Below are 23,504 nucleotides of genomic sequence, written 5' to 3' on the forward strand. Positions count from 1 at the left end.
GGCGACGACTCATGCGCCCACGGGGCTGAGGCTATTCGTACGGTAAAGGATCACTTGCCTGATTTAATTCAAAGGCTTCAAGGCGCTCCTGGCATGCACCACACTTGCCGCATGCTTTTTCACGGCCGTTATAACAGGTCCAGGTTTTACTGTAGTCGAGTCCCATTTTCAGGCCGTCTGTGAGGATCTCAATTTTACTGTTGTTTAGGTAAGGGCAGACAATTTCAATCTCTTCGTAATTGGCGATACGACAGACGTCGTCCATTTTTTTCACAAACTCGGGACGACAATCCGGATAAATTGCATGGTCGCCAGAGTGGGCACCGTAAAAGACCTTGCTTGCTTTTAGCGACACCGCATAGCCCACCGCCAGAGACAATAAGATCATATTGCGATTTGGCACAACCGTGCTCTTCATGCTTTCTTCTTCGTAGTGGCCTTCCGGCACGTCAATGTCATCGGTCAGGGAAGAGCCGCCAATGAGTTGATTGATAGCAGAAATATCGACAATTTTATGTGACACACCGAGCTCATTACAAGCTTGCCGTGCAATTTCGAGCTCTTTCACATGTCGCTGGCCATAATTGAAAGACAATGCATAGACTTCATAGCCCGATTTGAGAGCCTTGTTCAGGACCGTATATGAATCCATACCACCGGAATATATTACAACGACTTTTTCGCTCATTGGTTTGCCTCGTTTATGTGCTCGATTACTCACTGACATACTCGCAATTTTAATAGAGGTTTATGTCAGGGCGCGATATACTACACGGCCGCTGAAAAAATGACAATCCGATGGGTCAGATTATGTCAGTTTTTCAGCGTTGTGGCTGTCGCCAATATAAAATGTAACTGTTATTAAGTCGTCATGTGTCCGGTTTTAAACCGGGATGTAAAGTGAGTTCGGAGCTGTTTTGTACAAGATAAATGAAGTGTTTGAAACCATCCAGGGTGAAGCCAGCCACACCGGTGTGCCTTCCATTTTTGTGCGCTTGCAGGGGTGTCCTGTTGGTTGCGCCTGGTGTGATACCAAACAAACCTGGGAGGTAGACCCGGTTTATCTAGTGAGCCTTGAACAAACGGTCGAGAAAAAAGCTGACTCTGATTATTGGGCCAATGCCACGCCAGAGCAACTGTTGGCTTTGTTTGAAGAACGGGGTTATACCGCAAAACACGTTGTGATCACCGGCGGAGAGCCTTGTATGTATGACCTTAACCCCTTGTGTGACACACTACATGCAAAGGGATATCACACTCAGGTCGAAACCAGTGGTACGTTTGAGATCCTGGTTCCTGAGAAAACCTGGGTAACGGTCTCACCAAAGATTAATATGCGGGGAGGCTACAAAGTGCTTACCAGTGCCATGCAAAGAGCAGATGAAATCAAGCATCCGGTCGCGATGGAAAAGCATGTGGAAGAGCTGGAGGCCTTGTTTGAGCAAACCGGCGTTCAGCCCAAGCTGGTCTATTTGCAACCTATCAGCCAGAAGGCCAAAGCTACCAAGCTGGCGATCGATACCTGTAAACAGAAAAACTGGCGCTTGTCTGTGCAGGTACATAAGTATATCGGTATCAGCTAACCGAGCGTGGTTGTAGCCAGCGGTTTCACTTTTAACCAAATCTCCAGCGCAATCACGTTATTTGCAGGTTCAGCATCGTGTTTGCGCTCTGCAGGCTGGTTGTAGTGTTCGATTAATGGCGCGTCGTCCGGCTCAAAACCACTATTTGGTAACCAGGCGGCATACAGTGCCAGCTGAAAAGGGAGCAGATTCCCCACCAAACCCTGATAGTGAAAAACAGCATATTGTCCAGCCGCTAAGGTGCTGAGCCTGAAAGGGCTCAAAACGGCTGATTTTAAGCTTGCAGGGATCACCAGTGCACCGTCATATCTAGCTTTATCCAGCGGAGTAAAAAGCGGATTATCGTGACTGAACCCAAGTTTAGTAACACTTTGCTCGTCAAGACCATGTGTCCGGGCCCACTGTTGCAGCTGTTCCCAGCACTGCCAGATCCCGTCAAGATGATAACCTTGAGGTGCTCTGAGCGTACACAGCGTCATTGTATCAATGTTTATAACCTGGGCAGGTGTCGGGCATAGCGCTGTAGTTTGTTCAGACATCCGGTCAGCTTGCAGCTGCATGAGTAATTCCATATTTATTTTCTGTGGCGGCAGGCTTTTTGTTAATTGTTTTCTTAGTCGTTCCGTTTTTCTGACACTGACTGGCGTAATGCCGTAGTGTTCTTTGAAAGAGCGTGTAAAGTTGGCACTGCTTGAGTAGCCGCAGTCCAGAGCGATGTTTGTCACACTTTTATCAGCATGAAAAAATAGTAAAGAGGCAGCGCGCTCAAGCCTGACGCGATTACTGTATTGTGTCAGTGATTCACCCATCAGCGCAGAAAAAATGCGCTGAAAATGGTACTTGGAGAAGTGACTGAGCAAAGCTGCTTTCTCCAGCGTAACCGGTTGGTCAGGATGGCTGTGGATGTAAGCTACCACAGGTTTTAAGCGTTGATAATATAATTCGCGATGCTTGATTTGTTGATCAATATGATGCTGCATTTTAGTTATCCAACTGAATTATATCTGTCTCTTTGTAGTGAAACCAACACAGTGTACAGGTAGCCAGCGCGGCGATAACGTCGGCACCGACGATCGCCATAAAGATCCCATTCAGGTCAAACCACAATGGCAATATCAGTAGCAATGGCGTAAACACAAAGATGATTCTGAGTGCGCTGTAAAAGCTGGCTCGACGCGTATCGCCAGTAGATTGATAGAATCCACTGGCAAGCAGCATAAAAGTGACTAGCGGTAAACCCCACAGCGCAGAGTGTATCATGACCTGGCCGCTGAAAATAAGCTGCGGCTGGTCGGTGAACCAGGCCATAATACCCGGGGCAAATATGGCTAAGACTAGTACCAGTAGTGTGGCGTATAACATCATAGAGACTAGCGCTATCTTAATTGATTTACGTACGCGGACCAGGTTCTGTGCGGCAAAGTTATATGCACATAATGTTTGGAAGGTGATCAACATAGCAATAAGGGGCAGGGTTGCGAAGGTTAGCACCCGGCCTAACATACTATAGGCGATAACCCAGGTTTCACCTGCTATCGTCATCAGCTGAATATTCATGATAGCGGTTTGCCAGCCAAGACATAGCTGAGTGATCAGTATGGGGGCGCCGGTTACCAAAATGGGTAGCCACTCCCTGTGGCTAATCGAAAAATATATGGGTGTAAGCCTGTCTGGATTTGTGAGCAAGTAGGCGGCAAATAGCAAAGCAACCACTTGTGAGGTGACCGTTGCGATTGCCGCGCCCGCAACACCCCATTCAAACACAGCAATAAATATATAATCCAATATGATGTTGAATCCTGCGGCTGTTAACATTAAAAACATCAGCTTCTGCGGCTGTCCTTCGGCTCGAAAAATGTCTCCAAGTACAGACAGAGTGATAGCAACAAAGCTAAATAGTATAATGGGATGCAGATAGGCATAAGCATCTGCCTGGAATAGTGGCTTGACGCTCAGCCAGTTTAATATTTCCAGCGGATAGAGCCAGCCTAAAAGAAGGAGCATTGTACTCAGGATAATGGCGATTTGGAGTGTATGACCGATTATCAGCCCGGCCTTTACGCGCTGTTGTACACCCAGCTGGCGCGTTACCAGCGTAGCCATGCCAGAACTGAGCATGGCAGCCAGTGCGGCAATCCCCATTTGTACAGGGAATACCATGGCAACGGCGCCCAGCGCCTGCTCACCAATAAAATGGCTGATAAATAGCCCATCGACCAGGTTGTAAAGCCCGACGACCAGCATACCGATACAAACTGGAAAAAAGTGTTTCAGGAACAAAGCGCTGACAGGTTCGGTCACGAGGTGATCTGTACCATGAGACACGCGGTGATGGTTTACTGACATTAAGACTTTCCTGCAAGATATTAGCGTCAGGCTAGTCTAAGGACCTTATCTCAGGAAAAATATTCAAATCTTGCGCACTTAGCTAAACGTACTCAATAGCATTCAGAACTGCCCATTTCAATGATGCGATCTGTCTCACCACTGTTTTTAAATAAATATAGCCCTTTATTAATGTCGTTTAATACTCCTCGCCAGTTTGCTTTAGCTTTGCTGAGTGCAAAATAGAGGTTGTTATATCTCAGGGCTGGTTCGACATTTTCTAGTCCCCTCAAAAGAGTAACTTTTTCTGACTTGGTCAGATCCGAGTAACTTACGGTAAAGCGCAATACTTTGGGATCACCAATAATGAGGTCAACGCGCTTGCCGATGAGCAGTTTAACCAGTTGCAGATCATCGACAGCTTCGACAATCACAAATTCATTATTGTCCATCATAGCGTCAAATTCCGGGGTATTTTGGTAGCCACGTACCACACCTATGGTCGCCCCCTTAAGCGCATTGAGGTTGCCTTCAAAGTTGTCCGACTCTCCCCGGCGCTTTAGCAAAGCGATTTCTCCACCTGGGTAGGCGTTGGACAGGGCCAGCAACTCTCGGCGTGTTTTGCCCTGGTAGTTATCGGATGGCGATGCATCTTCGATAAAGTATTCTGGAAAGAGAATATCTGCCCGGCCAGATTCAACGGCTTTTACTGCGCGAGCCCAGGGCAGGAACTCAACATAGACAGGGTAATCCTGATCGGCGAGTAGTGAGATGGTAAACTGAAACACCCAGCCCTTATTGCATAATTGATCGCCAATGTATGGAGGCCAGTCCAGCGTCACCAGATGCAATAATGGCTTATCTCCGCCTTTATTATAGAGATAACCGTTCCGGTATTGCTCACCCTGTACCATGATGTATTTCCCTTGTTTGAAATAGCCAACATTCAGGCTCGCGAAGGCGGTTAGCGAGGCGCTGCACAGTAACAGCAAGAATAGCCTGGTGAGTGTTTTCATAACATGTTTCCTGGTGCGCACAATTGAGATAAAAGCGTTTAAAAATAAAGCGATGAGATTGCTTTTAGGCTTCATCGATTATTTATTAAGTCTAGACAGTATCACGCCAAAAGGAAGGGTAGAAGACAATAAGACCAGCATTTTGCTGGCCTTATTATCGTCAATTAGTCTAACAGGTAGGGCACAAAAAGGTTATTGAACTAACTCCTGATCGGTAAACTCATCTGCAAACAAGGGGCTCGACAAATAACGCTCTGTTGCACTTGGCAGAATGACCACAATGTTTTTATCTGCGTTTTCAGGCTTTTCAGCAAGGCGTTTTGCCGCCACCACAGCCGCACCAGATGAAATACCAACTAAAATGCCTTCATCTTTCATTAGCTGGTGTGCCATTGCAATCGCGTCTTCGTTTGAAACTTGCTCTGTGCCGTCCAGCAGTTCAAGATCCAGGTTGCCCGGAATGAAACCCGCACCAATACCCTGAATTTTGTGTGGGCCAGGCTTTAGTTCTTCCCCTGCCAGGGCCTGGGTGATGACTGCTGAGTCAACTGGCTCTACCGCAATTGACTTAACGTCCAGGCCTTTTGCTTTTTTCAGGTAGCGAGATACACCAGAAATGGTGCCACCAGTACCAACGCCCGCAACGAAGTAATCGATAGCACCTTCCATCGCTTCAAAGATTTCAGGGCCTGTGGTTTCTTCATGGATTTTCGGGTTAGCCGGATTCTCGAACTGTTGTAACAGAACATATTTTTCCGGGTTACCAGCCTGGATCTCATTGGCTTTCTCAATTGCGCCTTTCATGCCTTTGGCACCCTCGGTCAGTACCAGTTTAGCACCCAACGCTTTTAGTAGCTTACGACGCTCCAGGCTCATGGTGTTTGGCATGGTTAGTGTCAGTTTGTAACCGCGTGATGCAGCAACGAAAGCCAGTGCAATACCGGTATTACCAGACGTTGGCTCGATTAGCTCTTTGCCTTCGCTTAGCAATCCGGCTTTCTCGGCTTCCCAAATCATAGAAGCACCGATGCGGCATTTTACGCTGAAACTCGGGTTACGAGATTCAATCTTGGCAAAGACATTACCACCAGTCACGCGGTTAAGTTTAACAATCGGGGTGTTGCCAATAGACAGGCTGTTATCTGCAAAAACGTTCGACATAATTTTCCCTTGAATGAGCTAAGGATATTTAATTCTAGTCACACTTTACTGGGGTTGTAGCAAAACAAAAGGAAAGAATGGCTATAAGATATATTAAAAAGGCTTATGCCTTGATGGAATAAAAAAATAAATATGTATAATTAAAGAGCAGTATAAACCCAGTCAGTTTCAGTACCTGACTGGGCCAATGAGGAGGGGCTTACATCAACCAGGCATAACTAAACTTGGCAAAAAATGTCTTGTTATCTTTGCTGATCTTGCTCAAGTCATCATCCTGATAGCCATTATCTGAGTATCCGGCGAAAAACACCGTTTGTGGATTAAGCTTGTAGGCGTAGAGCAGTTGCGTGCTGAGGCGCTTGTAATGGCTGTCCACGTCGTCGATATAATTCGCCTGATTGCGGCGGATGTCAGTTTTGATGAACGCCAGTCTCAGGTAGCTATTGATGTTAAACTGATAGGTAAAGCGCACATCACTGAGGTTAGCGGTAAATACTTCCATGCCATCTGCGGTGAGTTTCTGATAGGTGTGACGCAGACGTACCTCAAAATGCTGACCCAGATAAAAGTCCAGCAAAGGGCGGATATATCGCTCATCAGCCATGCGGTTATTGGCTAAATCGACGCGGTTGCCTCGGCGTAACGTTAGTCCGCTGAACACACCCGGGGCAGGTTTACTTTCCAAATAAACCCACTGGGTGTTTTCAGTAAACAAATCAGTGTTACCGTCGATCGCCAGGCTACTTTCGTCATGGCGTAAACCGGTACGCTTACGATGATCGACGCCAAAGTCAATGGTACTTTGCAGCGGACCATTAATGGCAAAGTTGCTCTGTACTTCTTTTTCCAGTAACTCACCTTTTTCATTGTGACTGATATCCCAGTCGGTGTACCAGCGGGTGCGGTTCCACCAGGTCTGCTCGTCACCATACCAGCGATATTCAAAGCCGGTCACAAATTTGTTGAAATCTACTTGTGACAAAAACCCCATGTCGGCACGCAGGGCAGCATCGTAATTACGATAGCTGGCAAATGCTTTCCAGTGTTTCTGATTATGGCGGTAGTCTAGCATATAGCCCAGGCCCTGGTTGTCATCCTCGAGCTGGGTACGCAGCACACTTTCATCTATTTCACAATCATCCAGCGTCTCATCATCACAGAGCTCTGTGACCATGGCCGGGTCGTAATCGGTTTTTGAGGTCAGGATCTGTGCTTTAAAAGTATCATTTGCGGTAGGCTCATACTTGCCATCCAGGCTGATCAACTGATTTTTGTAGTCGTTACTTTGCCTGGTTGTGGTTAATGCGCCCACCGACAGCGTGTCATCGGCATCATATCGGTAGCGCAATGCGGCATTTTCACTTTTTTGTTCTAATGAAACCACACTGGAGCCCAAGTTACCCGGTATCATCACATTGGTAAATTCATCGTTGGTCACAAAGGCGGCGTAAGTGTGGCCTTGCTTACTGCCAGTCAACTTAGCACCATAATCGGGGGCGGCAATGTTGCGGGTGTGCAAAAGATTAATATGGGAGGAAAAGTAGTCTGCATTGTCGAGAAAGAACGCACGTTTTTCCGGAAAGAACAAACTAAAACTGTTGTTGACACTCAGCTGGCCGTTGTCGGCTTCCACCTGAGAAAAGTCCGGGTTCAGCGTGGCGTTTAACGTGGTATCCGGTGTAATGGCCCACTTTACGTCCAGACCGGGCTCATAGTCGGTGTTGGTTTCCCAGTCCTCGATGGTACTGCCGTCAATGTCTCTGGTTTGCTGACGGCTCAGCACCATTGATGGGATCACGGCAAGGTTACTGCTTTGTTTGGCATCAGAAAACCCGGTGTATGCCGGCATTTGGCATACCCAGCACTGGTTTTCATGGGCAATGTTCATGCTTGAAATCCGTAGTCGCTCGCTGCGTGGATAAAAGCGTAAGAACTCCATGGCCATGGTTTTGGTATCCAGGCTGTTATCAAAGTTGAGGACACGCAGTGGGATCTCTACTTCAACTACATAGCCTGCGTCATTAATTCGGCCGGCAGAATCCCAGATACCGTTCCAGGAGCTGTCTTCGTTGCCACTCAAGACATTCTCGATGGAATCCTGCTGGACACCCAGAGGGTTAATGAAAAACTGATAAGCACTGCGGCCGTTATTGAATGAGTCTATTTTTATGCCGACGAGATCGTCGTTCCAGCTGCGGTCCCGGTCGCGGAAAAATGCTCTGATTTGACTGGGATCGGGATCTTTGGCATCGAAGGCCAGAAACAGCGACTGACCATTTTCAAATACCCGTACACTGGTTTTTACCGGACTTTGTGTATTTTCGTACGGCCAGGTGACATTGTCGATGGCGATGTACTTTGCCTGTTGCCATATGGCTTCATCCAGTTTTCCGTCGATGTTCACGCTGGCATTGATATAAGGAATAGCAGGCTCGGCTGCGAGGCTGGTTGCGCTGAACCACAGGCAGGGCGCAACGATTGAGAGTGAGCTTAAAACTTTATTTAACATTATTATCGGGTTTGATAGCACAACTTTGATGGCGCATTAAATACCAGAGATACAGTGTGAACAATTATTTAGCGTTTAACAGCAAAGTGGCCGGGTTGAGCGGTATTTTATTTATATTTTGTGAACAGTTAGTCAAGTCATATCGCAGAACTATGTACCTGCATTGTCATTCCATGGTAAAAAGGCGCATCTGTTATCAATCAGGCGTGTTGTATGTCTCTAATTTTAAAACTTGTCGCTGGTATTTTTGCCGGTGTACTGGCGGGCTTTTATTTGCCTATGCTGATGATCGAACTGCTTTATACCGTTAAGGTGATCATCGGGCAACTGATCTCTTTTACCATTCCACTGATCATCTTGTTTTATATCGCATCAGGTATTGCGGGGCTACCCAAGGCGTCAGGTCACTTGTTAGGTAAAACGGTCGGCTTCGCTTACGGTTCTACGGTCATTGCAGGTACTCTGGCCGTCCTTTTAGTTAGCCTGGCTGTACCCATGTTTGAAGGTAGTGTTGCTTATCAGGCAGCAGAGGCCACTAAAATAGAGAGCCTTATTAAGCTGCAAGTCCCGCCGCTGATGGGGGTTATGACGGCGCTGGCAACGGCATTTGTATTTGGTATAGGGATTAGCCAGCTTCACCTGACTCAGCTTAAGCAGGTGGTTGATCAGGGACGTGATGTTATTGATGCGCTGCTGGCTAAGGTGATTATTCCTGCGCTGCCATTTTATATTGCTGGTGTATTTGCCGAGATGGCGGTTGCGGGTACCGTGGCTGATACGCTGAGTACATTCGGTGTGGTGTTACTGGCGGCGGTTGCTATGCACTGGCTTTGGCTGGCATTTTTGTACATCAGTTCAGGCATCTTGTTAAAGCGTAACCCGCTGGAGCTGATTAAAAATATGCTGCCGGCCTACTTTACTGCCATTGGTACTATGTCCAGTGCAGCGACCATTCCGGTTTCGCTTCGTGCCAGTAAATCAAACAAGGTGAAAGAGGAAGTGGCGAACTTTACGGTGCCTTTGTGCGCCACAATTCATCTTTCAGGTTCAACGATCACCATAGTGACCTGCACAATGGCCGTGATGTTGCTGTCACCTGAGATGACTCTGCCTTCTCTGAGCCAGATGCTGCCTTTCATCTTCATGCTGGGCATTGTTATGATAGCCGCACCGGGTGCGCCGGGAGGGGCAGTCATGTCGGCATTGGGCCTGCTAAGTACTATGCTGGGCTTTGATGAAAGTGCTGTTGCTCTGATGATTGCCTTGTATCTGGCGCAAGATAGCTTTGGTACCGCTTGTAATGTAACCGGCGACGGTGTCATAGCCCTGTGGGTAGACCGTTTCTCAGAGCAGGATTTGAAATTACATGGTAATTCTTAGTCAGGTTCTCATACTAAAGGCTGTTTTTACCTAAACTGGAAACTCGAATTGATTATGCTTTGCGATTTTCTGTGTTACTCTTGCAGGGCATAAATGCACGCTTATTAAATGCATTTATGTGTGCATAATTCATTCATAATCAGACGATTATATAAACGACATTTGGCAGTTAACTGCCACTACCAAGGCTAGTGTGAGGGTGACCCGTTGATTAACGTACTTTTAGTTGATGATCATGAACTTGTCAGAACCGGTATAAAGCGCATTCTGGATGATGTGCGCGGGTTTAAAGTGGTCGGAGAGGCTAAAACGGGTGAAGAGGCAGTAAGTTACTGTCGCCAGAGTGAACCTGATATCGTGTTAATGGATATGAATATGCCAGGTATTGGCGGTCTGGAAGCGACGAAGAAAATTTGCCGTTACTGTCCGGACGTAAAGGTGATTGTGCTGACTGTGCATTGCGAAGATCCGTTTCCCAGTAAGGTTATGCAGATTGGTGCGCACGGTTATTTAACCAAAAGTGCCGGCCCGGATGAAATGATCAATGCGATACGTGCTGTGAATGCCGGTCAACGTTACATTGCCCCTGAAATTGCACAGCAAATTGCGTTGGCCCAGTTTAGTGGTAAAGTGGATGAAAATCCGTTCCAGTCGTTATCTGACCGTGAACTTCAGATCATGCTTATGATCACCAAAGGTGAAAAAGCGCAGGATATTGCAGACAGGCTCAATTTGAGTTCCAAAACGGTTAACAGCTACCGTTACCGTATGTTCGAAAAACTGAATGTTAGCGGCGATGTTGAGCTAACACACCTGGCTATTCGCCATAAAATGATTGATATCGACAGTTCTCACTAATAAGTGAGAGTGTTGTTCTGAACAGAGATAAGTCTCAATCATGGCAGTATTTGATAGTCAGGCGTTTCTTAAAACGCTGACCACGGAACCTGGTGTTTATCGTATGTATGACGAAGATCACCAGGTTATTTATGTCGGTAAAGCCAAAAATCTCAAAAAGCGCGTAAGCAGCTACTTTCGCAGCAATATACCGGATGCTAAAACCCGGGTGCTGGTGAGTAACATTCGTTACATTGAAGTGACCCTGACGAATACCGAAACTGAAGCCTTACTACTCGAAAATAACCTGATCAAAAAGTACCAGCCCAGGTACAATATTCTGTTGCGCGATGACAAGTCGTACCCATATATATTACTGACCGACCATCGCCACCCTCGGCTCGCGTTTCATCGTGGTTCAAGAAAGAAAAAGGGTGAGTATTTTGGCCCTTTTCCCAGCAGTGCTGCTGTGTCGGAAAGTTTGCGTCTGATGCAGAAGATTTTCCCTGTCAGACAATGCGAAGACGCCTACTATCGGGCGCGCAGCCGACCTTGTTTACAGTATCAACTAAAACGCTGTTCGGCGCCTTGTGTGGCGAAAGTCAGTGATGACGACTACGCCGAGCAGGTCGATATGGTACGCCAGTTTCTGAGCGGTAAGTCACATCAGGTGATTGCTACTTTGGTCGGGAAAATGGAGCAGGCGAGCATGGCGCTGAATTTTGAAGCAGCGGCCAAATATCGGGATCAAATCGCGCTGCTGCGTCAGATGCAGGAACAACAATCCGTCGCAGGTAATTTCGCCGAAATGGATGTGATAGGGTTTGCACAGCACAATGGCTTGTGTGCGATCCATATGCTGATGATCCGGGAGCATAAGGTACTGGGGTCTAAAACCTTCTTCCCTAAAATACCGAAAGATTCGGGCCGCGAAGAGATCCTCAGCAGTTTTGTTGGTCAATACTATGTGTCAACCGGTAGCCATGGCAGAATTGCTAAAGATATTGTTTTGCCGTTTGAAATTATTGAACTGGACGATCTTGCGACAGCCCTCACACAGGTTGCTGAGCGTAAAGTGCAGCTCAGGGTTAACGTGCGCGCAGAGCGAGCACAGTACCTGGAACTTGCCAACAAGAATGCCCTTAACAGCATTATAGTGAAGCAAAATGCACAGGATTCTATTGATAAACGGTATGCCAGGTTGAAAGCGGCGGTTGGGGTGTCGGATATCAACCGTATGGAGTGTTTTGATATCAGTCATACCATGGGTGAAAACACTGTGGCATCATGCGTGGTATTTGACGGGCAGGGGCCTAACAATCGTGAATATCGCCGCTATAATGTCACGGGTATTACACCGGGCGACGACTACGCGGCCATGGCGTTTGCGCTGAACAAGCGTTATGGCAAAGTTACTGATCCTGATAAAGTGCCTGACATTATCTTTATCGACGGTGGCAAAGGTCAATTGTCTAAAGCCGAATCTTTCTTTGAGTCCTGGACGCTGGACAAGTTACCAATGTTGGTTGGTGTGGCGAAGGGTACCAGTCGTAAGCCTGGTTTAGAAACTTTGTTGATTGATGGCGGACGCAAGACCATTAACCTCGATAGTGATTCACCGGCACTGCATTTAATCCAGCATATTCGCGATGAGTCTCACCGCTTTGCGATAGCGGGACACAGGAGCAAGCGTCAGAAACAACGGACGCAATCCGTTCTGGAAGAAATTGAAGGCGTTGGCCTGAAGCGACGCCAGGCACTGCTTAAATACCTTGGAGGAATGCAGGGCGTAAAAGCCGCCAATATACAACAACTAAAACAAGTGCCCGGGATCAGTCCTCAGCTGGCTGAAAAGATATTTAACCATTTGCATGACAAAGCTTAAGCGTTCATGCGAACATAGTAAAAAAAGAGTCTCTCTTAGTAGTTATGTGGAACATTCCAAACACGCTCACAACATTTAGGTTGTTACTTATTCCTGTATTCGCAGTGATCTTTTATTTGCCTTATTCATGGGCGTTTTTTGCTGCCGCTTTTATTTTCTGGCTGGCATCGGTAACTGATATTCTTGATGGCTACCTGGCGCGTAAGCTGGAACAGTCAACGCCATTTGGCGCGTTTTTGGACCCCGTGGCAGATAAAGTCATGGTGAGTGTGGCGCTGGTGGTGCTGGCAACCCACTATCAAAATATGTTTATGACTGTAGCCACCATCGTCATTATAAGTCGTGAAATCGTTATCTCTGCGCTCAGAGAGTGGATGGCTGAGCAGGGCAAGCGCGGTCATGTGGCGGTGTCCTGGATGGGCAAGTTCAAGACTGCTGCACAAATGCTGGCCATTATTGGTTTGATTTGGCAGTTTGCGCCCTGGATGGTCATGCTAAGTTATGCATTGTTAGCCATTGCAACTTTGCTGACTGTGGTGTCTATGATGCAATATTTCTATGCGGCTCGTACGGAATTGATTAAATCTTAGTATACATTGGCTGAATACAAAGCGTTTTAGATAAAAAATAAGCAAACGATTAAAAAGCTTCATTTTTTATGTTGACGCCTCCCGGAACTTCTGTAGAATGCGTCCGTGTTGAGAGGCAACAGCCTAACAAAAAGAGAAGTTCAAATCACGTCAATATGTTGAAAGGTTTGAATTTAAATAAAATTTATAAAGTTACTTTTAAATTTTATTTTGATGCGAGTATAACTCAGCTGGATGAATAGCAAGACGCAACCTAGCTTCTTACATTCAATCACGCAGTTAAAAAGCAAAAGCGGAACGCGAGTATAGCTCAGCTGGTAGAGCGCAACCTTGCCAAGGTTGAGGTCACGAGTTCGAACCTCGTTACTCGCTCCAATTTCTCTTTATCTGACCTAGTCAGAATAGTGTGGCGGAATGGCAGAGTGGCCATGCAGCGGATTGCAAATCCGTCTACCTCGGTTCGACTCCGGGTTCCGCCTCCATTTTCTCAACAAACTCCACATGCGAAAGCAGCCCGATGCCCGGGTGGTGGAATTGGTAGACACAAGGGATTTAAAATCCCTCGCTGGTAACAGCGTGCCGGTTCAAGTCCGGCCCCGGGCACCATTGTTTAGAGTTGATTGGCTCAACTGTATGAGTTGAAATATGCAAAATTGCAGATTTCATACATGCATTAAGCTAAAAAACTTACGGAATGCGAGTATAGCTCAGCTGGAAGAATGGAAAGATGCAACCTTGCTTTTTACATTTTACCAAAAAGTTAGAAAGCTCCTGGAACGCGAGTATAGCTCAGCTGGTAGAGCGCAACCTTGCCAAGGTTGAGGTCACGAGTTCGAACCTCGTTACTCGCTCCAATTTAAACAATTGGTGCTTTAGCAAACCCGATGCCCGGGTGGTGGAATTGGTAGACACAAGGGATTTAAAATCCCTCGCTGGTAACAGCGTGCCGGTTCAAGTCCGGCCCCGGGCACCATTGTTACTCTCAGCTTAATCGCTTGATATGACAGTAAGATTAAGTTAATGTAGCAATACTAAAAAGCGATTTAACATTAGTTATTAACTAAGTTAAAAAGCATATGGAACGCGAGTATAGCTCAGCTGGATAAATGAATAGACGCAACCTTGCATCTTACATTTAGCCACTAAGTTAAAAAGCATATGGAACGCGAGTATAGCTCAGCTGGATGAATGAAAAGACGCAACCTTGTTTCTTGAATTTAGCCACTAAGTTAAAAAGCAATATGGAACGCGAGTATAGCTCAGCTGGATAAATGAGTAGACGCAACCTTGCATCTTACATTTAGCCACTAAGTTAAAAAGCATATGGAACGCGAGTATAGCTCAGCTGGTAGAGCGCAACCTTGCCAAGGTTGAGGTCACGAGTTCGAACCTCGTTACTCGCTCCAATCTCTCTGATACACTAAGTATCAACACAATGCGGCGGAATGGCAGAGTGGCCATGCAGCGGATTGCAAATCCGTCTACCTCGGTTCGACTCCGGGTTCCGCCTCCATTTTCTTCCTGATTTACCCCATTTCTAAATTCTTTTTCCAGTTGTTTCCAATAACCACACGTAAATCACCGGTATGTCGTTTTTATATTGAATTCTCAGGTCCACTAACTCACCGCTGACACTTTCATTAATGGTAAATTCGCTGCTGATGAGCAGGTATTGCCCCTGGTGGTGTTTTATTTCTACCTGCGTATCTACGGTGATCCCTTTGTTTTTGGCAATCTCTGTCAGGGCATCCTGAATAGCAAGCTTGATGGCGGTGCTGAGCAGGTTATCTGAGGTCATAGTGCCATCTTCACCAAACGCGCCTAACACCAGGTGTTCACTGCGTTTTATGTCGGCTATGGCGCTTGTGGTCGGTGTAGTCACAGTCTCAAGTACATCAGGCTTATACAGACCGATGAGTGTTGAACCATACTGACAACTCTGGTGCAGTGCCAGGCGCATGGGCATACCTTGTGCTTTTACTTCACCATTGCGGTTAAAGCTTACCTCGTGCTGCAAAGTGCCGTCGCGATTGATTGCGCGCTCTTGCAGATATTCCGTCGCGTTCACCCGGGCCTGCAGCAAAAAGCTCGCCACTGCTTTGGCATTGCGCTCACTGATTGAGATCTGTTGATGGGGCGATGCCGTGTAGTAACTCACCCCCAGCACCTGGTTGCGTTGTTCGTTTTCACATAGCCAGGCAGGCTGACAGAGTGAAAAGTCACACAGGCTTACACGACAGCTGGCACTTTCATCAGATGGCGTGAAGCTGACATAGCTGTATTGGGTATCCTGGGTATTAAAGGGCGCTGAGTAGTAGATGGTATGACCGGAAGATAACACCTGAGTGGGCTCATCTGGTGTCACACCTTGCAGATCGCTGCGCTGTAACTCAATAGCATGATAGGCCGCCAGTTTTTTCAGTGCCCGGGTTCGGCTGGCCAGCTCAGAACCATTGGGAATTGCACTGAATGGCGCTGCCGTGCCAATAAAGCCCAGCTCCCCGGCTTGTTTGGGCGACTGAACCCAGCATGGTAAATGCGTGAGCTGACGCTTTTGTGGCTGCTGTGAAAGGGTTTTACAGCCAGTGAGTATGGCTGTGCCCACCAGCAGAGCGAAAAATGCAGATGAATGCACAGTCGATCCTTGTTAATAGGGTTATTTTGTATTCTCTTTTAAGGGTAAGTCGAATTCTACCATCAGACCACCCTTTTCTCGGTTGCGAAGCCTTAACTGGCCCTGATGTGCTGTGATGATGTCGTGACACAGGCTCAGACCCAAACCCGTGCCGTGCGATTTGGTGGAGTAAAAGGGTTGCAGTGCCTGATGTAAATTCCCAGACTGGATCCCTGAGCCCCGGTCTACAACCGCAAATCGCAACCGGGTTTGCTCCTGAACCACCTGCACGGCGATACCCGCCTTGTCACTGCCCGATTCATGGGCGTTCTTGAGCAAATTGAGCAGCACCTGTTCAATCTGAGCAACATCGAAGTAGCCATTGCCCGTCGGCGCAGAGCCGAGCAAGGTGAAAGGGTAGAGTACCTGCAGGCGTTCAAGCAGGGGCGCAACCGGGTGTACTGCGCAACATGGCGCGGGCAGGCGTGCATATTCGGCATAGCGCTGAATAAACTCGCTCAGGTTTTGGGCGCGTTGTGAAACGGTATCCAGCATATCGGGCAGCAGGTCAAGGTGCTTTTGCTGGTTCAGCATAGTCTGCGCTGAGCTCGTAAGAGACTGAATAGGAGCCAGCGAATTATTCAGCTCGTGGCTGATCAGGCGAATGGCATTTTTCCACAGCATTATCTCTTCACGATTTTGCTCTGCCGAGACGTTTTTGCAGATCACCAGGTTGTGTGGCTGGTAGTTCAGTGTTACCGACTCAACCCCAAGATAAAACGTATGTTTTTGCTCCTGTTGCTCGAAACTTAACATCCCGCTATAGCCGTTATTGAGCGCCTGCGCCAGCGCCTCTGGCAAGGTATCGCAGGCCGTATCCAGCGAACTGCCAGTCAGGGCACCTGGCTGTTTGTTCAGAAGCTGACGTGCGGCGGCATTGTGATAAACAATATGGCGGTGTTTATCGAGCAGCAGGGTCGCCATGGGCGAGGCCTGAACTATGCTGTCCAGTACCAGCTCTTTTTGATTCAGCTTTTGCTTTTGTTGCTTCAGGTTTGCACTGAGCTGGTTGTACAGCGCTATCAGGCGGGTCAAATCTGGATCCGAAGACGGTGAGATGCGCAGTGACAGATCGCCATCCTTAATGCTTTTGATCCCATCTTCCAGCGTCGCCAGGATCTGCTGACGACGCCTGATCTGGCGGCCAAGTAGCATAAACAGAGCCAGCAATGACGTCAGCAAAGTCACTGCACAGGCCAGGACGACAGGAATGCCCTGCTGTAATGCAATGGTCAGTGTAATCAGTGCACCTGTCAGCACCGCAGTACAGGTTAACAGTATTTTGCCGGAAAAAGACCAGTGCAGGGACGCTTTCATCGTTTGAGTCCAAATTTGTCCATTCGGCGATACATAGCCTGGCGGCTTAGCCCCAGGCTTTTTGCCGCATGTGTGACATTGCCTTGATGTTTGTCCAGAGCTTGCGTTATATCCTCAATACTAAACTCATGATTCACCATGGTGGAGGCCGAGGTACTGAGGCCAAGATCCGCCGCTTCAATTTGTACCCCGCTAGCAAGCAACTCAGCCCGGCCAATTACATTTTGCAACTCGCGGACGTTACCCGGCCAGGCATAACGTTTGAGTAAGCGCTGGGCACCGTCACTCAGCACTTTTCCCGAAGTCAGAAAATGGTGTGCAAGAGGGATAATATCGTCAGGCCGTTCAGCCAGAGGGGGCAGGCGCAGCTCAATCATGTTGAGGCGATAGTACAAGTCCTGGCGGAAGGTGCCCCGGGCAATGGCCTCATTGAGGTTCGCGTTGGTTGCGCTGATCACTCTGACTTTGACTTTTTGGGTTTTACTGCTGCCAACGGCTTCAAACTCGCCGGTTTGCAGTACTCTCAGGAGTTTTTGTTGGCCCGTCAGCGGCAGGTTGCCGATTTCATCGAGAAACAGCGTCCCCCCATCTGCGGCGGCAAAACGTCCCTCGCGGCTTTTCGTTGCGCCCGTATATGCCCCACTAACAACACCGAATAGCTCGGCTTCTATCAGCTCGGCAGGTAGCGCACCGGCATTAACGCGAATAAAGGGTTTATCCCGGTAGGCACTGTTGGCAACCAATAGCTCGGCGATTTTTTCTTTACCCGCGCCGTTGGGCCCGGTGATCAATACCTGTGCGTCGGAGCAGGCCACCTGTGTTGCGGTCTCCAGCAAAGGCAGCATGGCTTGATCGGCAAAGATCAGTCCGCTGAGATCATATTCAGAGCACAATTTGTCTCGTCTGAGCTTAAACTGCTTCTTGCTGCGTGTCTGGGATTGTTGTAGCTGGTACATCTCCAGCAAATTATTCACCGAGCTCAGTAACTTGTCATCCTGCCAGGGCTTGGCGATATAGTCTGCGGCACCATGTTTGATAAGCTCCACCGCCATCTCTAGCTGAGCCCAGGCGGTCAGCAGAATAATGGGCAGATCCGGGTTGAGGGCGCGGATCTGATGATAAAGCGCCTTGCCTTCTTCGCCTGAGGTGGTGTCACTGGTGAAGTTCATATCCTGGATCACTAAGTCGTAATCCTGAGACTGCAGCATTGCTAAACCCTGCTCGGGCGAATCGGCGCCTTCGCAGTCGATATCATTGATTAAAAAAAGTATTTTGAGCGCTTTAATGACATCGGTGTTGTCATCAATGACGAGAATTTTATGTTGCATCGCGTTTTTATCGTTATTGTTGTCAAGATGAAAGGGCTTTTCAGCCCATATTCTAACTGGTTTTGGTCACCCTTGCCGGGGCTATCTTAGCGGCTTTACGCACAGGAATATACACCGCAGCGGCACTGAGCAGCCATACAGCCAGGGCAACCAGTACGGCCAGCCAAGGCTCAACCAGGCCTTGTGCCCGCAAATGGGTCACAAAATAGTTATTAAGCCACAGCGCGGTGAAGCTGCCAAGCACAATACCAACAAAAGCAAGCAAAGCATTTTCCAGCAACAGGGTTTTAAGCACTGTATGCTGGCTGGCACCCAGGGCACGCAGAATGCCGATGTCCCTTTGACGAATAGAGACTGAGAAAGAAACCAGGCCTATGATGCCAAATCCGGTGACGGTAATGGCGATAACACTGATCCCTATCATAATGAATGCGAACGTGCTGCGGCCATCCCATAAGCGCTTTTTCGCACGGGCGGCAAACTCCACCCGTTCCACAATGCGCCCGTGCTGTTGATAGAGCACATCCTCAACGTCTTTAAGAATGCCATCATGGGTGCCTGGTTTAACCCTGATCAAATAGTTGACGTTGTTATTGCCAAAATGGGCCTGAGGGACAATGGTTGAGTGATACCATTGTTGCTCATAAACGGCCCCTTCACCCAGCATTTTATCGGCATACACCCCGACCACCTGATAGGGGCGGCGAGCGCGTTGCAGGTAGATGGTTTGTCCCAGCGCACTTTGCTCACCAAACAGGCTTTTCGCGAGTGTTTCACTGATCAAGACGACACTGGCATAGCGATTATGCGAAGCCTCGGCAAAAACAAACTCATTGGGGTAGAAGTTGCGCCCCTGCGTAATGGCTAAGCTCAGAGTTGCAACGCCCTGTGAGGTCACGTCAAACTGGGCATTTTCAAAGCCTGCTTCTTCCTGGTCGATGGTTTTGTACACCAGATTACTGCCGGTGACGGTGGCAAGCACCAGCTCGTTACTGGCATACGTGACGTGAGTTACTTCCCCCAGTGCGCTGAGGTTGGTTAAATCGCGCTGGATCAGGGCCGATTTATCGACCTGATTGTCGAACACCTTAGTGTAGACGTTAAGTATCTCGACTTCGTCAAGGTGCGAGGGGATCAGCCAGTTCTTAAGCGTACCGTAGCTGATAAAACTGGCGTTGCCGACTATGGTCACGGCAATGGCTATCTGGATCAGGATCATCACAGAGATATTGCGGTGCTTTATAATGATTTTAAGTATGTGTTTGAGTGACATGCGACTATCCTCTTAACTGTGCTGCGGGGGCGGTGCGACTGGCTTTGATAATGGGGTAGAGTCCGGCGGCAAATATCGCCACAAAGATCCCCACGGCAGCTTGCAATGCAAACAGCGTGTCCATGCTGTACATACGGCGTACCTGCTCGGCGTCGGCCAGATAATCGGCCTGATACAGGGCCAGATGAAACATCGCGACTAAGCCAAATTGTGCCAGCAATAAACCCAGCGCAATTGCAGCGCCACTGAGCATACTCAGCTCCAGCAGTTGCACCTTGAGAATATACAGTTTGTTTGCGCCGAGTGCCCGATACAGGGAGACGAGTTTGGCCCGACTCTGGTTTTTAGCCAGCAAAATGCCGATGGTGTTGATCAGGCAAATAGCAAACAGCAGGTAGGCAAACTTAAGATAAATCTGCTCCCAATAAAGGTTGTCGCTCATTCTGTCGTTGAGGCTGGCCAGTTGCGTCAGATAATAAGGCTCTGAGTGACCAAAGCGGCCCTGAGATGCCTGTTGCTGCGTATAGTTGCGCATCCACAGGGTCAGCTCAGCATGGCTATTGTCGTGCTGCACAGAGTCCAGCACCGCCCAGGCATGCAGATAACCGCACTCGGCACTTTTGAGTCCCTGCACATCTTCCCGGCGATAACGGGTTCTTGCGGCTTCTTCCTTGGTGCGGCATGGCATAAAGCCGGTTCGTGGCAAATTGTTGGCATGAGCATATCCCAGCGGGACGACGGCCATATCGTTGGCCCGTGCCTGAAAGCGCATATTCTGAAAACGGCGCAGGTAAGCAGACATATCCATGACGCCGACGACCTCCAGCTGACGGTTGTTGATCACTACCTGTTTGCCGATGGAGTTTGCTCCGCCAAATAGTAAGTCATTGGCTTTTTTATCCAATACAATCACCGCAGCATCCTGCATATCTTCGCGCCAGGGCGCACCATAAATAAACGGTACCTGGAGCAGGTCAAAGTACTGTGGATCAGCGGCAGAGGCCTCGGCGGTAACGGGCCTGACACTATTATCAGGCAGGTCGAGCACAAACGAGGTGGTGTAATTGAACGATAAGCGGGTAGCGTCGTTTGCGCTGAACGCCTCAGCCAGGGCGCCTGCATCGCGAAAGGTCAGCGGAGGCGAGCGAAACTCAGAGCGCCGGTCAAACTCCGGATCCATAAAATTCAGGCTGACGTGATACACCCGATCGGCTCTTTGGTCGATGGGAGAATGGCCGCTTCGTGTGACTATGGTGCCCATAGTTAGCAACAGGGTGATGCCAATGGCCAGGTTAAGTACCATCAGTAAGGTCAATTTGCGCTTTTGTTTCAGGCCGCGCCAGGCCAGTTGCATTAAATCCTTCATTGCAGCCACCTAAGAGATCAATTCGACCAGCTCATTCTTGTTGATATCTCGCAGTTGTCCGTCGAGAATCTGAATGTTGCGATGCGCCCGCTGCGCCAGTTCATGATCATGTGTGACCATCAGCAAGGTGGTGCCCTGGCGGTTGATCTCTTCCAGCAGTTCCATCACCTGTCTGGCCATCAGCGTATCCAGGTTTCCGGTGGGCTCATCGGCGAGCAAAAAACGCGGTTTACCGGCAAGCGCGCGGGCTATGGCAACACGCTGTTGCTGACCACCACTCAGTTGCGCCGGAAAGTGACTGGCACGACCGCCAAGCCCCACCAATTCCAGACTTTCCTCGATACGTTGCTTACGCGCCTTGGCCGACAGGCCGCGGAAAATTAGCGGCACCTCAATGTTGTCGTAAAGATTGAGGTCACCAATGAGGTTAAACCCCTGAAAGATAAAGCCTATTTTTTCATTGCGCAGGCGAGAGAGCTGCTTGTCATCCAGGGTGCTGACGTCTTCTCCGTCCAGCTCATAGGTACCTTGTTCGAAGTTTTCCAGTAACCCGGTGATGTTCAAAAAGGTGGTTTTACCTGAGCCTGAGGGACCCGTTACGGCGATAAACTCGCCTTCTTCAACCATGAAGTTAACGTCTGACAGCGCGTGCGTTTCGACCAATTCGGTACGGTAGATTTTACTGATGTTTTTCATACGTAACATGGGATGTTTCCTTTATTATTATTCGCTGAGGATCACGTGCTGTGATTGTCCAAAAGCTGCCAGGCTTGAGATGATGATTGTATCACCAGCTTGCAGTCCGTGGGTAATCTCCACCTCTCTGACACTTTTGACACCCAGTGAAACAGGGGTTCTGTATGCGGAGTTTTGTTCAATTTTATAGGCGGTGCGTGATGCACCGGTCTCGACAAAGGCTCCACGTTCGACTTTCAATATGTCTTGTTTTTGGGCAATGATGATCTGCGCATTAACCCGCTGGTTCTGACGCAAATTTCCCGGCTGCTCGGTAAAGCGAATACGACCGCGTACCTGGCCTTGCTCAACTTCAGGAGAAATGGCGACTAAGGTTGCGCTGTATTGTGCGTTGTTAATTTGCACGTTGGCTTGCAGACCGATCCCCAGTTCATCAGCGAGGTTTTCTGGGATATAGGCTTCTACTTCCAGCTCATTCAGGTTAACCAGCGACATCAGCGGAGTATTGCGTTGCACATGTTGTTTCTGCTGAACGTTCAGGGTGCCAACAATGCCGGATAAAGGGGAGTGCAGGGTCAGTGCCTTAACCTGACGACGCAGCTCTTCGGTGAGGTGGCGCTGACGGGTCAGATTCAGTTCGCTGCTTTTCAATTCAAAACTCAGCCGCTCCTGCGCCAGTTGCAGACTGGCAATCGCGTGACGTTCGTTGAGTTCAGCGCGCTTCAAAGCGACCTGGGTTTGTTCTAGCTCTTCTTTAGAGATGATCTGCTTTTCTATACTGGTGCGGGCACGGGCCATTTCGCTTTGTGCAGCTTCCAGTTCGACTCTGGCCAGCTCCATTTGTTGGGTGTTGTCCAGCTGCTGTTGTTTTATTGCGATCTTTTGGCGACTGACTTCCATCTCCAGGCGTGCCAGCGTCGCCTCTTCCTGCAGCAGCTGGTTGCGTAGTTCAGGACTGTCGATGCTCAGCAGGGCCTGACCCGCTGCAATCTCATCGCCAGCTTTTACAAATAAAGTGACGGTCCCTGCTGCAATGGCGTACAGGGATGGACTGTCTGCAGCCATAGTGCGTCCCTCTACACGCAGATCCTGAACCATATCGCCCCTTACAACGGTGGCAGTACGTAGCGATTGTAAGGACACGACCTGATCAGCACTGAGTAGTTGATCGAAACTGTTGAAAGAGGCTGCTGCTGCACCTATCAGCCCAACGGCAGCAGCTGCACCAATCCACCAGTGCGGTAGTCTGCGCTTTTGCTGGATCACTTTATCTTGTTGTTTGGTATCTCGGATCATGCCAGGTACGGCTCCTTGTTTTTTGATTACGAGTCTCTTTTACAAAATCGGTGCCAATATTTAACTTTATGAATTTAAAGAGTTATTTATATTTTCTATTGAAAGCTGCTATCGCTGCGGACGGACAGCGGACAGTACGCGGACAGTCAGTCACTGTTCGGACACTGTACCGGCAGCTTAGCGAGTGCAGCAACAGAATACACTGGCTTTACAGGCATGATCCTGTACCATAATGGCCATACTAAGTTGCTGTTAAGTAAGAGGTAAT

The 23,504-nt window shown here is 48.6% G+C and carries 18 protein-coding genes and 7 tRNA genes; 12 read left to right on the forward strand and 13 right to left on the reverse strand.

Annotated features, from left to right (window positions below):
* Positions 1–31 precede the first annotated feature (31 nt).
* Positions 32–688, reverse strand: coding sequence for a 7-cyano-7-deazaguanine synthase QueC (queC, locus tag MHN33_RS18105; RefSeq protein ID WP_239399996.1), 657 nt, complete (start codon positions 686–688; stop codon positions 32–34).
* A gap of 229 nt (positions 689–917) precedes the next feature.
* Here queC and queE point away from each other — a divergent pair, with 229 nt between their 5' ends.
* Positions 918–1,583, forward strand: a complete 666-nt coding sequence (gene queE, locus MHN33_RS18110) for a 7-carboxy-7-deazaguanine synthase QueE (RefSeq protein ID WP_239399998.1) — start codon at positions 918–920, stop codon at positions 1,581–1,583.
* Here queE and MHN33_RS18115 read toward each other — a convergent pair.
* The 5 genes from MHN33_RS18115 to MHN33_RS18135 form a co-directional block, all read right to left on the reverse strand.
* On the reverse strand, positions 1,580–2,563 hold the full coding sequence (locus MHN33_RS18115) for a helix-turn-helix domain-containing protein (protein WP_239400000.1): 984 nt from the start codon (positions 2,561–2,563) through the stop codon (positions 1,580–1,582). The two genes, queE and MHN33_RS18115, sit on opposite strands and share 4 nt — an antisense overlap.
* Position 2,564: 1 nt before the next feature.
* Complete coding sequence (locus MHN33_RS18120) at positions 2,565–3,929, reverse strand: MATE family efflux transporter (protein WP_239400002.1); 1,365 nt, start codon at positions 3,927–3,929, stop codon at positions 2,565–2,567.
* A 92-nt stretch (positions 3,930–4,021) separates the two neighbouring features.
* Positions 4,022–4,924 (reverse strand): transporter substrate-binding domain-containing protein, encoded by a 903-nt coding sequence (locus MHN33_RS18125; RefSeq protein WP_239400004.1) that lies wholly within the window; start codon positions 4,922–4,924, stop codon positions 4,022–4,024.
* Positions 4,925–5,116: 192 nt separating this feature from the next.
* Positions 5,117–6,085 (reverse strand): cysteine synthase A, encoded by a 969-nt coding sequence (cysK, locus tag MHN33_RS18130; RefSeq protein ID WP_239400006.1) that lies wholly within the window; start codon positions 6,083–6,085, stop codon positions 5,117–5,119.
* Between the two features lie 199 nt (positions 6,086–6,284).
* On the reverse strand, positions 6,285–8,594 hold the full coding sequence (locus MHN33_RS18135) for a DUF5916 domain-containing protein (protein ID WP_239400008.1): 2,310 nt from the start codon (positions 8,592–8,594) through the stop codon (positions 6,285–6,287).
* A 213-nt stretch (positions 8,595–8,807) separates the two neighbouring features.
* On the opposite strand from MHN33_RS18135, the gene MHN33_RS18140 reads away from it, so the two are divergent.
* The 11 genes from MHN33_RS18140 (at position 8,808) to MHN33_RS18190 (ending at position 14,799) form a co-directional block, all read left to right on the forward strand.
* A complete protein-coding gene (locus MHN33_RS18140) occupies positions 8,808–9,974 on the forward strand; it encodes a dicarboxylate/amino acid:cation symporter (RefSeq protein WP_239400010.1) in 1,167 nt (388 codons plus the stop codon).
* A 207-nt stretch (positions 9,975–10,181) separates the two neighbouring features.
* Entirely contained in the window at positions 10,182–10,832 is a 651-nt protein-coding gene (gene uvrY / locus MHN33_RS18145; protein ID WP_010385932.1) for a UvrY/SirA/GacA family response regulator transcription factor, read from the forward strand.
* 40 nt (positions 10,833–10,872) lie between these two features.
* Positions 10,873–12,696 carry an excinuclease ABC subunit UvrC gene (uvrC, locus tag MHN33_RS18150; protein ID WP_239400012.1) on the forward strand — a complete coding sequence of 608 codons (1,824 nt, stop codon included), beginning with the start codon at positions 10,873–10,875 and terminating at the stop codon, positions 12,694–12,696.
* Positions 12,697–12,740: 44 nt separating this feature from the next.
* Positions 12,741–13,286: a CDP-diacylglycerol--glycerol-3-phosphate 3-phosphatidyltransferase gene (pgsA, locus tag MHN33_RS18155; RefSeq protein WP_239400014.1), complete on the forward strand. Its 546-nt coding sequence runs from the start codon at positions 12,741–12,743 to the stop codon at positions 13,284–13,286.
* A 299-nt stretch (positions 13,287–13,585) separates the two neighbouring features.
* A tRNA-Gly gene (locus MHN33_RS18160) sits at positions 13,586–13,661 on the forward strand.
* 33 nt (positions 13,662–13,694) lie between these two features.
* Positions 13,695–13,768 (forward strand) — tRNA-Cys (locus MHN33_RS18165).
* A 37-nt stretch (positions 13,769–13,805) separates the two neighbouring features.
* Positions 13,806–13,892: transfer RNA gene (locus MHN33_RS18170), tRNA-Leu, on the forward strand.
* 172 nt (positions 13,893–14,064) lie between these two features.
* A tRNA-Gly gene (locus MHN33_RS18175) sits at positions 14,065–14,140 on the forward strand.
* A gap of 32 nt (positions 14,141–14,172) precedes the next feature.
* Positions 14,173–14,259: transfer RNA gene (locus MHN33_RS18180), tRNA-Leu, on the forward strand.
* A gap of 357 nt (positions 14,260–14,616) precedes the next feature.
* A tRNA-Gly gene (locus tag MHN33_RS18185) sits at positions 14,617–14,692 on the forward strand.
* A gap of 33 nt (positions 14,693–14,725) precedes the next feature.
* Positions 14,726–14,799, forward strand: a tRNA-Cys gene (locus MHN33_RS18190).
* Between the two features lie 24 nt (positions 14,800–14,823).
* Here the strand turns inward: MHN33_RS18190 and MHN33_RS18195 are convergent.
* From MHN33_RS18195 to MHN33_RS18225, 7 genes are read right to left on the reverse strand one after another with little or no spacing between them, the layout of a single operon-like run.
* Complete coding sequence (locus tag MHN33_RS18195) at positions 14,824–15,921, reverse strand: hypothetical protein (RefSeq protein WP_239400016.1); 1,098 nt, start codon at positions 15,919–15,921, stop codon at positions 14,824–14,826.
* 21 nt (positions 15,922–15,942) lie between these two features.
* Entirely contained in the window at positions 15,943–17,277 is a 1,335-nt protein-coding gene (locus tag MHN33_RS18200; RefSeq protein ID WP_239400018.1) for an ATP-binding protein, read from the reverse strand.
* A complete protein-coding gene (locus MHN33_RS18205; RefSeq protein ID WP_239400020.1) occupies positions 17,274–18,605 on the reverse strand; it encodes a sigma-54 dependent transcriptional regulator in 1,332 nt (443 codons plus the stop codon). Before MHN33_RS18205 ends, MHN33_RS18200 begins: the two co-directional genes overlap by 4 nt.
* Positions 18,606–18,657: 52 nt before the next feature.
* Positions 18,658–19,878, reverse strand: a complete 1,221-nt coding sequence (locus MHN33_RS18210; protein WP_239400022.1) for an FtsX-like permease family protein — start codon at positions 19,876–19,878, stop codon at positions 18,658–18,660.
* 4 nt (positions 19,879–19,882) lie between these two features.
* On the reverse strand, positions 19,883–21,244 hold the full coding sequence (locus MHN33_RS18215) for an ABC transporter permease (protein WP_239400024.1): 1,362 nt from the start codon (positions 21,242–21,244) through the stop codon (positions 19,883–19,885).
* Positions 21,245–21,253: 9 nt separating this feature from the next.
* Entirely contained in the window at positions 21,254–21,949 is a 696-nt protein-coding gene (locus MHN33_RS18220) for an ABC transporter ATP-binding protein (protein WP_239400026.1), read from the reverse strand.
* An 18-nt stretch (positions 21,950–21,967) separates the two neighbouring features.
* Complete coding sequence (locus tag MHN33_RS18225) at positions 21,968–23,236, reverse strand: HlyD family efflux transporter periplasmic adaptor subunit (RefSeq protein ID WP_239400028.1); 1,269 nt, start codon at positions 23,234–23,236, stop codon at positions 21,968–21,970.
* Positions 23,237–23,504 lie beyond the last annotated feature (268 nt).

This window comes from Pseudoalteromonas sp. OOF1S-7 (assembly GCF_022347765.1).
In the GTDB taxonomy this organism is placed as follows: Bacteria; Pseudomonadota; Gammaproteobacteria; order Enterobacterales; family Alteromonadaceae; genus Pseudoalteromonas.